The 13540-nt window shown below is 42.7% G+C and carries 10 protein-coding genes and 2 tRNA genes; 8 read left to right on the top strand and 4 right to left on the bottom strand.

Going from position 1 to position 13540, the window contains the following annotated elements; genetic code table 11:
• Nucleotides 1-88: 88 nt before the first annotated feature.
• Complete coding sequence (locus BUB18_RS06700; protein ID WP_073079262.1) at nucleotides 89-1075, top strand: hypothetical protein; 987 nt, start codon at nucleotides 89-91, stop codon at nucleotides 1073-1075.
• Nucleotides 1076-1188: 113 nt separating this feature from the next.
• Here BUB18_RS06700 and BUB18_RS06695 read toward each other — a convergent pair whose 3' ends face one another.
• Nucleotides 1189-2541 (bottom strand): Fic family protein, encoded by a 1353-nt coding sequence (locus BUB18_RS06695; protein WP_073079260.1) that lies wholly within the window; start codon nucleotides 2539-2541, stop codon nucleotides 1189-1191.
• Nucleotides 2542-2684: 143 nt separating this feature from the next.
• Here BUB18_RS06695 and BUB18_RS06690 point away from each other — a divergent pair, with 143 nt between their 5' ends.
• From BUB18_RS06690 to BUB18_RS06675, 4 genes are all read left to right on the top strand, one after another.
• Nucleotides 2685-5465 carry a type I restriction endonuclease subunit R gene (locus BUB18_RS06690; RefSeq protein WP_073079258.1) on the top strand — a complete coding sequence of 927 codons (2781 nt, stop codon included), beginning with the start codon at nucleotides 2685-2687 and terminating at the stop codon, nucleotides 5463-5465.
• 42 nt (nucleotides 5466-5507) lie between these two features.
• Nucleotides 5508-6776: a restriction endonuclease subunit S gene (locus BUB18_RS06685; RefSeq protein WP_073079256.1), complete on the top strand. Its 1269-nt coding sequence runs from the start codon at nucleotides 5508-5510 to the stop codon at nucleotides 6774-6776.
• 10 nt (nucleotides 6777-6786) lie between these two features.
• Nucleotides 6787-8322 (top strand): class I SAM-dependent DNA methyltransferase, encoded by a 1536-nt coding sequence (locus BUB18_RS06680; RefSeq protein ID WP_073079255.1) that lies wholly within the window; start codon nucleotides 6787-6789, stop codon nucleotides 8320-8322.
• Between the two features lie 100 nt (nucleotides 8323-8422).
• Nucleotides 8423-9448 (top strand): hypothetical protein, encoded by a 1026-nt coding sequence (locus BUB18_RS06675; protein WP_073079253.1) that lies wholly within the window; start codon nucleotides 8423-8425, stop codon nucleotides 9446-9448.
• A 151-nt stretch (nucleotides 9449-9599) separates the two neighbouring features.
• Here BUB18_RS06675 and BUB18_RS06670 read toward each other — a convergent pair.
• The 3 genes from BUB18_RS06670 to BUB18_RS06660 all read right to left on the bottom strand — a co-directional run bounded on the left by BUB18_RS06670 (nucleotide 9600) and on the right by BUB18_RS06660 (nucleotide 10738).
• Nucleotides 9600-9685: transfer RNA gene (locus tag BUB18_RS06670), tRNA-Leu, on the bottom strand.
• A gap of 25 nt (nucleotides 9686-9710) precedes the next feature.
• Nucleotides 9711-9783: transfer RNA gene (locus tag BUB18_RS06665), tRNA-Gly, on the bottom strand.
• Nucleotides 9784-9904: 121 nt separating this feature from the next.
• A complete protein-coding gene (locus BUB18_RS06660) occupies nucleotides 9905-10738 on the bottom strand; it encodes a hypothetical protein (RefSeq protein ID WP_143159855.1) in 834 nt (277 codons plus the stop codon).
• 141 nt (nucleotides 10739-10879) lie between these two features.
• Between BUB18_RS06660 and BUB18_RS06655 the strand changes: the two genes are divergently transcribed.
• From BUB18_RS06655 to BUB18_RS06645, 3 genes are all read left to right on the top strand, one after another.
• Nucleotides 10880-12037 (top strand): DUF3667 domain-containing protein, encoded by a 1158-nt coding sequence (locus BUB18_RS06655; protein WP_143159854.1) that lies wholly within the window; start codon nucleotides 10880-10882, stop codon nucleotides 12035-12037.
• Between the two features lie 8 nt (nucleotides 12038-12045).
• On the top strand, nucleotides 12046-12825 hold the full coding sequence (locus tag BUB18_RS06650) for an enoyl-CoA hydratase-related protein (RefSeq protein ID WP_073079248.1): 780 nt from the start codon (nucleotides 12046-12048) through the stop codon (nucleotides 12823-12825).
• 97 nt (nucleotides 12826-12922) lie between these two features.
• The gene (locus BUB18_RS06645; RefSeq protein WP_073079246.1) at nucleotides 12923-13477 is read left to right on the top strand and encodes a hypothetical protein; all 555 of its coding nucleotides are present in this window, start codon (nucleotides 12923-12925) and stop codon (nucleotides 13475-13477) included.
• The last annotated feature ends 63 nt before the right edge of the window (nucleotides 13478-13540 follow it).

The following is a 13540-nucleotide window of genomic DNA, read 5'->3' as shown; positions in this document are numbered from 1 at the left end:
TGGAAATTTTTTTTCATAAGGATGAATGGAGTCATAGCTAATGCCCAACACTTCGTGCATTCCACCTCCCAAGCCCAAACAACGCATCATGATATTAGCACCCATCCAAACACTTGAAATCCAGCATGCCGCACAAAAACAATTTCACAGGATCGTACTCTTACATACAGGCACCGTTGTTGGATTTTATTCACAGGATGATACCTGCTACTTAGCATGGTTTAAAGGAAATGAAATCGTGGAAACAAAGGTAGATGAACTGGCCTGTGATGTTTTCCAATCTCCCGCTTTCTTTCATTTTCAAAATTATGCAGGACTTTATTCTTCTAAAAATGATATGGTCCTGCTATATGATGAAAGCAATAAAACTACACCCATCAGGATTACTATCACCAATCACCTTCCTAAAATAAAGTATCCAAATTTCGACAGACCTCTGTCTAATTACCATACGGCCGGCAACACTGATACCAACATAATACCTATACTATTTACAAACGCTGGCATGTTGCCTGTATATGCAGCCAACCTGGAAGTGAATGTAGATAAAGGGACTGCCACCTGGCTGGATTTAGAATACTGGAATAACAAACAATTAATCGCCCTGGAAAACGAAAGTTTCGATAAGCCGCAGAAACCATGTACGATCTTGCATGCGCTAAATAAAGGCGGCGTTTCCTTCCTGTACGGGATCGGCGACAGAGATGGCGGTTATTTAAAGCCGGGAATGGAGTATTCAGAATTAAGTACTGTCGATGATAAAGGAACGATAAAAGAGACATTATTTTCTCTGGGAAGGTTATCCAAAGAGGGTAAAAAAGGAGGTAAAGAATGTACATTCTCTTCCTCAGGCAGGTATGCCATACTCACGCCAGCATTTAAATCAGACGATTGGAAAAATAAACAGCAATTACTAGAGTTGGATAGTAAACAGCTTATAGCCCTGGAACTACCGAAAGAGCTTTCAGATTACCGGGTAATTGATCATAATAATGAAATGTTTTTGCTGGTGAATCGGCACCCCAACCTGGTATTTGCCGGTACTGACAGGATTGTTATTTGTGTGGGGAAGTAACCAAGTCCTTGTACGATTACATTTTGAAAATTTAAACTATGTATAAGAGGCAAAACAGTGCAACATTGTCCCATAAAATGACCGGACAGTGGCCGCACTGATTGGTATCAAATTTAATATTTCCATTTTTCCTGCCATTTCTTGAATTCGGAGGGGCGAACCAGGTATCTGGCAAAATTCCCCTCATGTAGCGTTAGTAACTCTGATTCTACCACTTCGATTAACTTATTTCTATCTACCTCTGGTAATTCCTGTGCCTGATCATTTATGTATGGCTCTACCTGGGATTTGGCCATTGCCTCAGATATTATTTTATGGATGATGGATCTGATTTGATCGCGGTATTTAAACCGGAATGGATCTGGTTCCCCTAATGATTGTCTGAGTACAGCATATTGGGCGGCTGAACGTTCATAAGCCCAGAGAAAGACATCTTTCAATAGCTCAACGTTATTTAGCTCATAAACTCCGATAAGGCCCTTTGTATACAATTCATTCGGCACATCAATGAAGGATAAGGGTGCCAGGTTATGTTTATTCAGTGAAATGTTAGATGCTAATCTGGATACTCTTTTATTTACATCATCGAATGGCTGTAAATAAGGTATATGTACCATGATGAAAAATGCCTGTTCAAAGGGATTCTCGATTTGAGAGGCTTTGTCAAGCATCAAATCAAACATTTCCTCAATGAGTTGGGGAACAGCCAGTGGAGTATATACGCTGTTTTGAATGCCTACAGCAATATGTCTTAGCCTCCCTGATGCAGCGGGGTTGGGTAAAAGGTTGTTGGATAACAAGGAATGAAGGTTTAGCAGCGTATACCTGTTAAATCCAATTTCATCTGCTAGTTGTACAATAAATTCGATAGCGTCCTTGTGATTCAGGATCATTTGGGCTTCTTTCGCAGACTTGTTGTCTGCTACATGCCCTGAAGAAATCAATCTTTCAGTGTCCAGGAGAGAATAGGTATTACCTTCCAGACGGCTGGAGTTCCAGGATAAGTCTATTAATAATCTGTTCAGGATTTCTTTTGCATAAGTGCCAGCTGGTTCATTTAATCGGGCTGTACCACCTAGTTCTGCCAATTTTTTCAGTTCTGCCGTAGATAAATAGTTGCTGATATTAGGCTGATATTTTTCGAGAAAACTACGGTTGTAGCCGACTGGCTGGCGCTGTTGAACAGGGCGTTGAACCAATTTCAATAGCTCTTGGGCAGCTTCCGATAAAGTGATGGCACTGGAAGGGAGCTTGGTTGCAGAGAAGTCTGGAGCGGCTATATGGTAGCGCAGGTTCCGGGTAGCTCCGGTTATTATTATTTCGCCGGACTTTTTCAATTCCTCTAATCTGCGTTGAAATGTACGACGGCCGAAGCTGAAGCCACTTGTAGCAATAATCTCATCAAGTGAAGCTCCATCTGGAAATTCTGCAATGGCTTTTAGAAGGGTGGCTTTCTCTGAAATCATGGCTTTTTCATCTTTTGCTGAAATTTACGACAAATTATGTCGTGAAATGCTATTTCGTGACATAATTTGTCGTAAATCATACTAGATAACATTATTGTCAATTAGATAATTTTGGTTATTTTGAAAATTAATTCTTTTCGACCTTGAACCTAAACCCTGAACAAAAAGCCCGTGAACAAATTGATGCTGAACTGGTTAGGAGCGGATGGATCATTCAGGATAAATCCAGAATTAACCTCAGTGAGGGCATCGGCATTGCGATCCGTGAATATCAAACGGACGTGGGGCCTGCAGATTATGTATTGTTTGTAAATAGAAAACCGGTTGGAATTATAGAAGCCAAACGGGCGGAAGAGGCTGTCCATATGTCAATTCATGAAGCGCAAAGTGAGGGATACGCCAAGGCAAAGCTCAAGTTTTGCGAGAATGATCCGCTACCATTTGTCTACGAAAGTACCGGGGATATTACCAGATTCACGGATTATAGGGATAGTAAGCCTCGCTCCAGAGAGGTCTTCAGCTTCCACCGTCCCGAAACATTTGTCGAATGGTTACGGGATACCAAATCTTTAAGAACACGGCTACATGATTTGCCTTCGTTATTACACGATGGCCTTCGGGATTGCCAGATCACCGCGATTGTTAACCTTGAAAAGTCATTTAAAGACGCCAGACCAAAGGCATTGATCCAAATGGCTACAGGGTCTGGCAAAACATTCACAGCTATTACGGCTGTTTATCGGCTACTGAAATATGCTAAAGCTAAACGTATATTATTTCTGGTTGATACAAAGAATTTGGGAGAACAGGCGGAACAGGAGTTCATGGCTTATGTGCCTAATGATGACAACCGAAAATTTACAGAGTTATACGGTGTAACCAGGTTGAAAAGCAGTTTCATCCCAGCCGACAACCAGGTATATATCAGTACCATTCAACGTATGTACTCCATATTAAAAGGAGTAGAGTTGGATGAAAGTGTGGAGGAACAAAATCCCAATGAGAGGGCCCAATCCAAGGATCCATTACCTGTAGTCTACAACGAAAAAGTACCTCCGGAGTTTTTTGATTTCATCATCATTGATGAATGCCACCGTAGTATTTATAACCTTTGGAAACAGGTACTTGACTATTTCGATGTATTCCAGGTGGGGCTGACTGCCACCCCGGATAATAGAACCTTCGGATATTTCAAGCAAAACCTTGTAAGCGACTATGGTTATGAAAAAGCGGTAATTGATGGGGTGTTGGTGCCTTATAATGTTTTCACCGTTCAAACAAAGATCACCCAACAAGGGAGTAAAATTAAATTAGGGGAAAGTGTGGATAAACGCGAACGGCTAACCAGAAAAAAGTTCTGGGAAGCTGTTGATGAAGATATTGAATACAGTGGGAAACAACTGGATAAGGATATTGTCAACCCCAGTACTATCAGAACTATTATCCGTGCTGTAAAAGAGAATCTACCGGCTATATTTCCGGACAGGAAGGACAAGGATGATAATTTTGAAGTGCCCAAGACGTTGATATTTGCTAAAACTGACTCCCATGCTGAAGATATTATAGAAATAGTACGGGAAGAGTTTGGGGAGGGTAATAAGTTTTGCAAGAAAATCACCTATCGCAGTGAAGATGACCCTAAAGAGGTGCTTTCCCAATTCCGCAACGACTATTATCCCCGAATTGCTGTTACTGTAGATATGATAGCCACGGGTACCGATATACGTCCGCTGGAAGTACTGATATTTATGCGGGATGTGAAAAGCCGTAGTTATTATGAACAAATGAAAGGCCGTGGAACCCGCACCTGTTCCCTGGAGCAGTTGAGAGCAACGGGTACCCCGTCTGCAAAATTTACGAAAGATCATTTCGTAATCATTGACGCAATAGGCGTAGAGGCGTCTCAAAAAACAGATAGCCGGCCACTGGAAAGGTCTCCAGGTATGAGCCTGAAAGATGTATTGCAAAATGTTGCTATGGGCAATACCACTGAAGAAATTCTTTCTACATTAGCTAATCGTTTGTTAAGACTGGAAAAGCAGATTAATGATAAAGAAAAAGTTAACTTCGCGGCCCAGGCAAATGGACAAACTATTAGCCAGGTTGTCAGGAATCTTTTGAATGCGTATGATCCGGATGTACACTTCAATATTGAAGAAAATACAAAGGAACAACTAGTGGGGGAGCCTCCTGTGAAAATTGAGGATACTATTGCGCAGGCCAAACAACAGCTCATTGAACAGGCAGTCGCCGTCTTTGACAATCCTGATCTCCGGAATTTTATCGTCGATGTTCGAAAAAAGTATGACCAGATTATTGACCATATTAACATGGATGAGGTAACCAATATCGGTTGGGTGAAAGATATGGATGCTGCCGCCGAATTGACTATTAGTAACTTTACGGCGTGGATAGAGGCCAACAAGGATGAAATTACGGCATTGGAAATCTTTTATGATCAACCATACCGTCGCCGGGAGTTGACCTATTCCATGATTAGAGATCTCAGCGAGAAACTCAAAACGGAACAGCCTTTGTTGGCGCCTTTGAGCGTTTGGCGTGCTTTTGAGCAATTAAAGCAAACCAATGGCGATCCAAAAAATGAGTTAATGGCGTTAGTGAGCCTGATTCGTAAAGTCAGCGGTATCGATGCTAACCTCACCGGTTATGATAAAGTAGTAGATAGAAATTTTCAGACCTGGGTGTTTAAAAAACAAGCAGGAACTACTACGAAGTTTACGGAAGAACAAATGCAATGGTTACGGATGATCAAAGACTATGTGGCAGCCAGCTTCCACCTGGATAAAGACGATTTTGAACTGGACCCGTTTAATAGAAATGGCGGACTGGGAAGGATGTGGCAGTTGTTTGGGGAGAAGACGGAGGAGATTATAGAGGAGTTGAATGAGGTGTTGGCGGCGTAATTTTTTTGATTTTGAATACTATTGCACAATATTAAATAAAGAATGACCAGAAGTAAAAATGACTTACAATTTCCAAAAGACTGGAAATGGGTTAAATTGGGAGATGTTTGTGAAAGGATTTCCAATGGAGCTAACGTTAAACAGTCGGATATAAATATAGGCTTTCCGATTTCGAGGATTGAAACAATTTGGAATGAAACGATTGATTTGGAAAGGGTTAAGTATATTTCTGAAAAAGACCCTGATTTTGTAGCTAAATATTCGTTAAGGTACAATGATATATTATTTAGCCACATTAACAGTGATTTTCATTTAGGCAAAACTGCGATATTCAAAAGTCAGACAAGTATCTTAATACATGGTACTAATCTTTTGTTGATAAGACTAAAGGCTGGAGTTTTGGCTGATTATTTTTACTATCAATTTAAATATAAGAGAAGAAATGGTGAGTTTATTAATGTTGCCCAGAAATCTGTAAATCAATCCTCAATTAATCAATCAAGGTTAAAGAGTATTGATTTTGTAATGCCCCCAATTAATACTCAACAAGCCATCGTCTCCAAAATTGAAGAACTCTTTAGTGAATTGGATAAAGGTGTTGAAAGTCTGCATAAAGCTCAGCAGCAATTAAAAACATATCGACAAAGTGTGTTGAAATGGGCATTTGAAGGGAGATTAACGAATGTGGATTTAAGGAAAGGTGAGTTGCCTAAAGACTGGAGATGGGTCATGTTAGGGGATCTTTGCACAGATGTAGAATACGGCTCGTCTACCAAATCCAAAGAACAAGGAGAGGTTCCTGTACTAAGAATGGGGAACATCCAAAATGGAAGGTTTGATTGGAGCGATTTAGTTTATACTGATGATAAAGCTGAAATAGATAAATATTTGCTCAAAAAAGGGGATGTACTATTTAATCGAACAAACAGCGCTGAACTTGTGGGGAAAACTGCTTTATTTAGGGGCGAACGGCCGGCAATCTTTGCTGGATACCTTATTAGAATTAATAGAATTAAATCATTAATTGATGCTGAGTATCTAACCTTTTATTTAAATAGTCACAAAGCTAGATCCTATGGAAATTCTGTTAGAAGCTTTGGTGTAAATCAATCAAATATTAATGGAACCAAGCTGAAAACTTATCCGATTCCACTTGCGCCCATTGATGAGCAGCTAGAAGTTGTCCAAGCCATCGAATCCCGACTCAGCGTCGCCGACAAACTCGAAGAAACCATCACCCAAAGCCTGCAACAAGCAGAAACACTGAAACAATCCATTCTCAAAAAAGCATTCGAAGGAAAATTAATCTAACGGAACCGTCATGGCAAAGAAATCAACAGAAAAAAATATATCAGCAGAGAACAAGTCTGTCAATACTTCCAGTATTGTCAGCAAAGTATGGGCGTTTTGTAATACGTTAAGAGATGACGGCGTAGGTTACGGAGACTACCTGGAACAGTTAACATACCTGTTATTCCTGAAAATGGCAGATGAATATACTCACCCGCCACACAACAGGAAAATGCCTATTCCTGCAGCCTATAACTGGCAGACATTAACTAATAAAACCGGCGATGAGCTGGAAGTGCATTACAATCATTTGTTGCGTGAACTGGCAAAAGAGAAAGGTATTCTTGGACAAATATTCACCAAAAGCCAGAATAAAATAACAGATCCTGCCAAGCTCTATAAGCTCATTGCATTGATAAACGCAGAGCAATGGGTGCTGATGGGAGTGAAAGACAAGGGAGATATTTATGAAGGTCTGTTGGAGAAAAACGCAGAAGATACCAAAAGCGGCGCCGGGCAGTATTTTACCCCGAGGCCACTGATTAAAGCGATGGTAGAATGTCTCCGTCCTGAGCCCCTGAAAACAATAGCGGATCCGGCGTGTGGAACAGGTGGTTTCTTTTTGGCCGCCTATGATTGGATGACAGATAACCTATCGTTGGACAAAGGCCAGAAGCAATTCCTGAAATACAACACTTTCTTCGGCAACGAAATTGTGGCCAGCACGAGACGATTGGCGCTAATGAATATGTTCCTTCATAATATAGGTGATATTGATAGCGAACAGGTCATGATATCTCCTAATGATTCATTGATCTCTGCACCAGAGACCCGCTATGATTATATTCTCGCCAATCCCCCTTTCGGAAAGAAAAGTAGCATGACTTTCACCAATGAAGAAGGAGAGCAGGAGAAGGAAGACCTTACTTATAACCGTCAGGACTTCTGGGTAACCACTAGTAACAAGCAATTGAACTTTGTGCAGCATATTAAATCCATGTTGAAAACAACAGGCCTCGCTGCGGTGGTTTTGCCAGATAATGTCTTGTTTGAAGGCGGAGCAGGAGAAACTATCAGAAAAAAATTATTAGAAACAACAGATCTACATACAATACTACGATTACCAACTGGTATCTTTTATGCCAATGGGGTAAAAGCAAACGTACTTTTCTTTGATGGCAAACCAGCAAGCAAAGATCCATGGACCAAAGAAGTGTGGGTGTATGATTATAGAACTAATGTGCATCATACCTTAAAAAAGAATCCGCTTAAACTGGAAGATCTTAGCGATTTTATCACCTGCTATAATCCGTTGAATCGCCATAAACGAAAAGAAACATTCAGCGAAACTAATCCGGAAGGCAGATGGCGGAAATTCTCTTATGATGAGGTGGTGGCAAGAGATAAAACAAATCTTGATATTACCTGGTTGAAAGATAAATCCCTGGCGGATTTAGATAACCTGCCAGATCCTGATGAATTGGCAGAGGACATTGTGGAAAATTTGGAGGCAGGGTTAGAAAGTTTTAGGGCTATTATTTCGAGTCTGGCAGCTAAAAAGGCATAGGCATTACTTAAGTGAGAAGGATAGGGCCTCTGATTTACAAGCACTATTCTTTTTGTTTTATAAAGAATCGTCGTTATATCATCTTAGAAAATATATAGGAATGACTTTAAATGATGCTATAATAACCTCTCTTGAGGAAATTAAGACTCCGGCTAACTACTTGGATGTTTATAAAAGAATCAAGGAAAAGAATTATTATGATTTTAAAGATGCAAAAACACCTGCATCTACTGTCTCCGCATTACTTGGCAATTTTATTCGCAACCGCGATTCCAGGGTAAAAAGAATACCGCAAAAAGGAGGCGACTACACTTATTTCCTGACGAAATTTGAGAGTGAAATCAGCATTGAGGCACTAGAATCCGTAAATAGTATAGAAAATGCTAGTGCATCTTCATTGCCTGTAACAGCCGGAAACCGAAGTTTCGACGAAAGAAGCCTGCATAAGTTGTTGAGTAGTTTTCTTAATTCAACAGGTGTTTATTCCAAGACTATTTTTCATGAGCAGTCCAATTCGAAGGATAGCCACCAAAAATGGATTCACCCGGACATGATTGGGATAAGATTCCTCAATTTACATACGCAAACGAGTTTAGCATTTCTGAAGGCAATTAACAGGCTTGGCACATTCGAGTTGACGGCTTATGAAATAAAAAAAGAAATTAAAACGGATTACGAACTGAAAAAGTGTTTTTTTCAGGCAGTCTCCAATTCTAGTTGGGCTAACTATGGTTACCTGGTGACTTTTGAACTCAGCGATGTATTGATGGACGAGGTGAAGCGCCTGAATCAGGCATTTGGAATTGGTATAATCCGCCTAAGCAGCAATCCATTTGAGAGTGAAATAGTTTTGCCCGCAAAATATAAGGATCTCGATTTTGTTACTATTGATAAGCTTTGTAAGATTAATCCTGAATTTGAACGTTTTGTAGAGCAGGTGGAAAAGTATATTACGGCGGATGCTAAATATATATCTGCATTGAATAAGGAACTGGCTAATTTTTGTGATCCTTTCTTTGTTTCCGAAACAGAATCCGAAGCCTATTGTAAGGAGAAGAATATTCCATTAGATAATCCTGTTGAAGAAAATCTTTTGGGCAATTTTGACGGCTCTAAATACCATTAATAAAGAGATGTCCTCGCTCTAAAGTTGACCTCTAAGTCTTTCTTGCAATATAGAGGGAAACATAAGTTTCAATCAGTATTCGCATAAAACAAAAAAGGCACCGCTCTCGCGATGCCTTTCAGCAATTTTCAGAACGCCAGTTCTGATGAAGTACCCCAGATGGGAGTTGAACCCACACTCGCATTGCTGCGAACTGGATTTTAAGTCCAGCGTGTCTACCAATTCCACCACCAGGGTATCAAATCCTAACAAGAGGATTCAGAGCGGAAGACCGGGCTCGAACCGGCCACCCCGACCTTGGCAAGGTCGTGCTCTACCAAATGAGCTACTTCCGCTTTTCTAAAAGAACTTTTTCCCTCCAATCCCCGCTCATGGCGTTTTTCGTTGGGATTGCAAAGATAGGAATCTTTTTGAATTTACAAATTTTTTTTCAGATGATTCAAAGATTTTTATGCATTACTGATTAAAAGTATAATTGTACTTTACCATCCCTAACAGCTCCTTCCCTTTGCCATAGCAGCTTTCACGGTCCGGTAACCCGCTCGCCTGGTAACTGTACTCCCAGATAGTATACTCAGAACTGGCCACATTTACCGACGTCATCTTCTTCAGCAACCCACCCTCATATTCAAACATATAGTCCGGCAACATACGCTTTCTCACTGCGTTGTAACTGTATATGTCGGTCAACTGACCATTTGCATCGTAATTATAATACGTACGCTTACCCATCGCCGGCTGCTCTTCTGTCACATGCCCCGCACTGTCAGTCTTAAACACCACCACCAGCGAATCATTGGTCGCACTCTTCCTGCGTATCATCCGCTGCAGTCTGCCCGCAGTATCATACGCATAACTGCGCGTTTCCTCGAACTTCAGCTTGCTCGCAGTCGCCTGTGAACTGCTGCTCACCAGCACCAGCTTACCCTGCTCATCATAACGGTACTGGGTAATCGTAATGCTCGCATCCGTACTGTCTACCGTTTTAGTCAGCAACCCTTTAGAGGAAAACGTACTCACCAGCACCTCATACCCCGTAGCGCTGCTGTTTGTCACAGATCGCAACTGATGTCCCGTAGGACTCACCAGCCGCACACACCTGAAATCCTTGTCCGGCTGCATCCCCGGATCAAAGGTCTGCACCATCTGCGCCGTCACCTTCTGCTGCTTCAACACCGCCATGTTAGCAACCGTGCGCTGTGTATTCACAATGTCCTGGAAATAATACTGACTGCTGGCTGTAGTGGCAATGCCCAAAAAGCCTATCAAAATTGCTATTGTTCTCTTCATGAATAGGTTACTACGCTTTTGCGTCTGCAAATTAAACGTAAAATTCAATTTAAAATTTTTCAGATGTTTGATTTTCCCGCCGACCTTAGCCATATGCCGATTAATTTTATATCTTTAGCCCGCCAATAATCTAAATCGCTTGTGAGAACTCAACCCTTACGTGAAGACAAACACTGTCTGAACTGCGGATACGAAGTGCCAGAAAGATACTGTACCCATTGTGGCCAGGAAAATACCGTACAACATGAAACATTCGGCCACCTGGTAAAACATTTTGTAGCGGATATCTTTCACTACGACAGCCAGTTCCTGATCACACTCAAATATCTCATGATCCGCCCCGGATTCCTTACCAGGGAATATATGGCCGGCAGAAGGGTACGCTACGTAAACCCAATTAAACTCTATGTGTTCGTCTCTTTCGTCTTCTTTCTGACAGCCTTCGGCGTCCTGTCTAAAAACTGGGACAGGGACATCGAAATTGAGGAGGATCCTGCACCTAAAAAGGAAAAACAGGAATTTACAACAAGAATTATAGCTGAAGGAGATACAGTGCACGGTTATCGCTATCATGCTGCACCTGTAAGTGATACCAGCCATAATAATTTAAAGAGAGATTCAATTCTTACCACAGAAAAAACAAAAGGCACGGAACAGCCGATCATGGCACACACACATGATTCAGCCTCCTCCGATTCGGCAACGGACCACCCGGCCATTGCAACGGGTCATGGTCACGAAAAGCCACTGTTTTCCCTCGCCGGTACTGAAACAAAAAGCTACGACGACGAGCAGGCAAAGCTCCCGCCCGCACAACGCGATAATAAATATTACGCCAACCTGAAGCGCAGGACTTTATTCGTCAGAGACTTCGTAAAAGGCCGAATCCCCAACCAGGAAGCCGTCCGGGAACTCATGTGGGAGTACTTCAAACATAATGCGCCCAAAGTCATGTTCCTGTTGTTACCTCTGGCAGCACTCCTGATGAAATGGATGTACCGGAAACAGAAAAAATGGGTATATGCAGATTTCGCCATCTTTGCGCTGCACTTCCATTCATTTATGTTCATCCTCTACCTGCTGGCAGTAATCATCATGTCCATATTCCCCGGTGCAAACGGTATTACCTGGGCCAACTGGCTGATATTCGGTTACCTGGTAGTAGCCCTGTACAACAACTACGGCCAGTCGTGGCGGCGCAGCATCTGGAAAGCCTCATTACTCTGGATATCATACGTGTTAATGGTATTAGGGGTAATGACGATAGTAATGGGTTTCCTTGTTGCATTAATTTTGTAAGTTTACAAATGCAACCTCAATTTATTATCATACACCAACAAGTGGTCCCACATGTGGCCCACATCCAGCTCAACAGACCCAAAGAGCTCAACGCCCTCAACCTCGAACTGATGGGCGAACTACGTGATGCACTCAAACAACTGGATGCGGATGACCAGGTACGCGCTATCGTGCTCTCCGGCAACGAAAAAGCCTTTGCCGCAGGCGCCGATATCAAACAAATGGCCGGCAAAACCGCCATCGATATGTATAATATCGACCAGTTCAGTACCTGGGATACCATCAAAAAAATAAAGAAACCCATTATCGCCGCCGTGAGCGGATTCGCCCTCGGCGGCGGCTGCGAACTTACCATGCTCTGTGATATGATCGTAGCCAGCGAAACCGCCCGGTTCGGACAGCCGGAAATTAAACTCGGCGTTATCCCGGGCGCCGGCGGTACACAGCGACTCACCCGCGCCGTTGGTAAAGCCCTCGCCATGGAAATGGTGCTCACCGGCAGGTTCATTACCGCACAGGAAGCCCACCAGGCCGGCCTCATCAACCGCATCGTGCCCACAGAACTATTCCTCAGCGAAGCCATTAAGCTCGCCGCTGAAGTAGCCGCCATGAGCCCCATCGCCATCAAAATGGCCAAAGAAGCCGTACTCAAAGCCTTCGACTCCACCCTGGAAGAAGGCCTCCACTTCGAACGAAAAAACTTCTACCTCCTCTTCGCATCCGATGACCAGAAAGAAGGTATGCAGGCCTTCATGGAAAAACGGACGCCGGATTTCAAAGGCCGCTAATTAATATTATTAAACTTTTTATTATTTGAGTTGTTAACCCACTAGACCTTGTCAAACCGGATGGTGGTACCTGTTTGGCACTGGAAACTATCAACTTATGCAAAACGAACATCCTTTACCCGCCCGGCTGCTGCTCCTAGCCATATGCCTCGGCGGTATCGTTACCCAAACAGCCTGCAACAGCCGAGTGCAACAGGTACGCGCCATCGTGCTGGCGGATGATCTCACCCCGCCGCAATTAGATACCATGAAAACGGTGGCCGATACCATCCACGCAGAAATTATCAGCTCCTGGACCTCCTTCGCCACCATGGAAGGCCAATACCCGGAAGATGCAGATATCCTCAACAAAGAACCACTCAAATCCCGAATGGCCAAACTGCTGGGACCCAAAAATCACCAGGAATTCCTCGAGCGATTTAAAGTCACCCCGCCACTTGAAATAGAAGATAACGTCCTCTTCGATGAAGGCTACGAGCCCGGTGAAAGAGAGTCTGACGCCGCCGCCATCGCCGTGGATATGGACGATGATATCATCTACGTTGGCCTGGCGGTCGAACATAAGCTCCGCATTTTCAGTGAAAAAGGAGATACGCACTACCCCAAACAGCTCCGCACCTGGATGAGCAAATTCAAACGGTCACGCCCATAAATTACTCCATAAAAAAAGCCCCCTTTTCCACAGAAATGCCGGAAAAGGGGGCTTTTTTTATTA

Origin of the sequence: Chitinophaga jiangningensis, from assembly GCF_900142605.1 — a bacterium.
Taxonomy (GTDB): Bacteria; Bacteroidota; Bacteroidia; order Chitinophagales; family Chitinophagaceae; genus Chitinophaga; species Chitinophaga jiangningensis.
The sequence above is the reverse complement of the archived record's forward strand: the minus strand, read 5'-3'. Positions and strand labels throughout refer to the sequence as shown.

Bases quoted from the DNA above. Each gene is read 5' to 3' on its own strand.
- BUB18_RS06695 (WP_073079260.1), bottom strand. From the start codon at position 2,541: ATGATTTCAGAGAAAGCCACCCTTCTAAAAGCCATTGCAGAATTTCCA.
- BUB18_RS06700 (WP_073079262.1), top strand. From the start codon at position 89: ATGATATTAGCACCCATCCAAACACTTGAAATCCAGCATGCCGCACAA.
- BUB18_RS06680 (WP_073079255.1), top strand. From the start codon at position 6,787: ATGGCAAAGAAATCAACAGAAAAAAATATATCAGCAGAGAACAAGTCT.
- BUB18_RS06650 (WP_073079248.1), top strand. From the start codon at position 12,046: ATGCAACCTCAATTTATTATCATACACCAACAAGTGGTCCCACATGTG.
- BUB18_RS06660 (WP_143159855.1), bottom strand. From the start codon at position 10,738: ATGAAGAGAACAATAGCAATTTTGATAGGCTTTTTGGGCATTGCCACT.
- BUB18_RS06685 (WP_073079256.1), top strand. From the start codon at position 5,508: ATGACCAGAAGTAAAAATGACTTACAATTTCCAAAAGACTGGAAATGG.
- BUB18_RS06675 (WP_073079253.1), top strand. From the start codon at position 8,423: ATGACTTTAAATGATGCTATAATAACCTCTCTTGAGGAAATTAAGACT.
- BUB18_RS06645 (WP_073079246.1), top strand. From the start codon at position 12,923: ATGCAAAACGAACATCCTTTACCCGCCCGGCTGCTGCTCCTAGCCATA.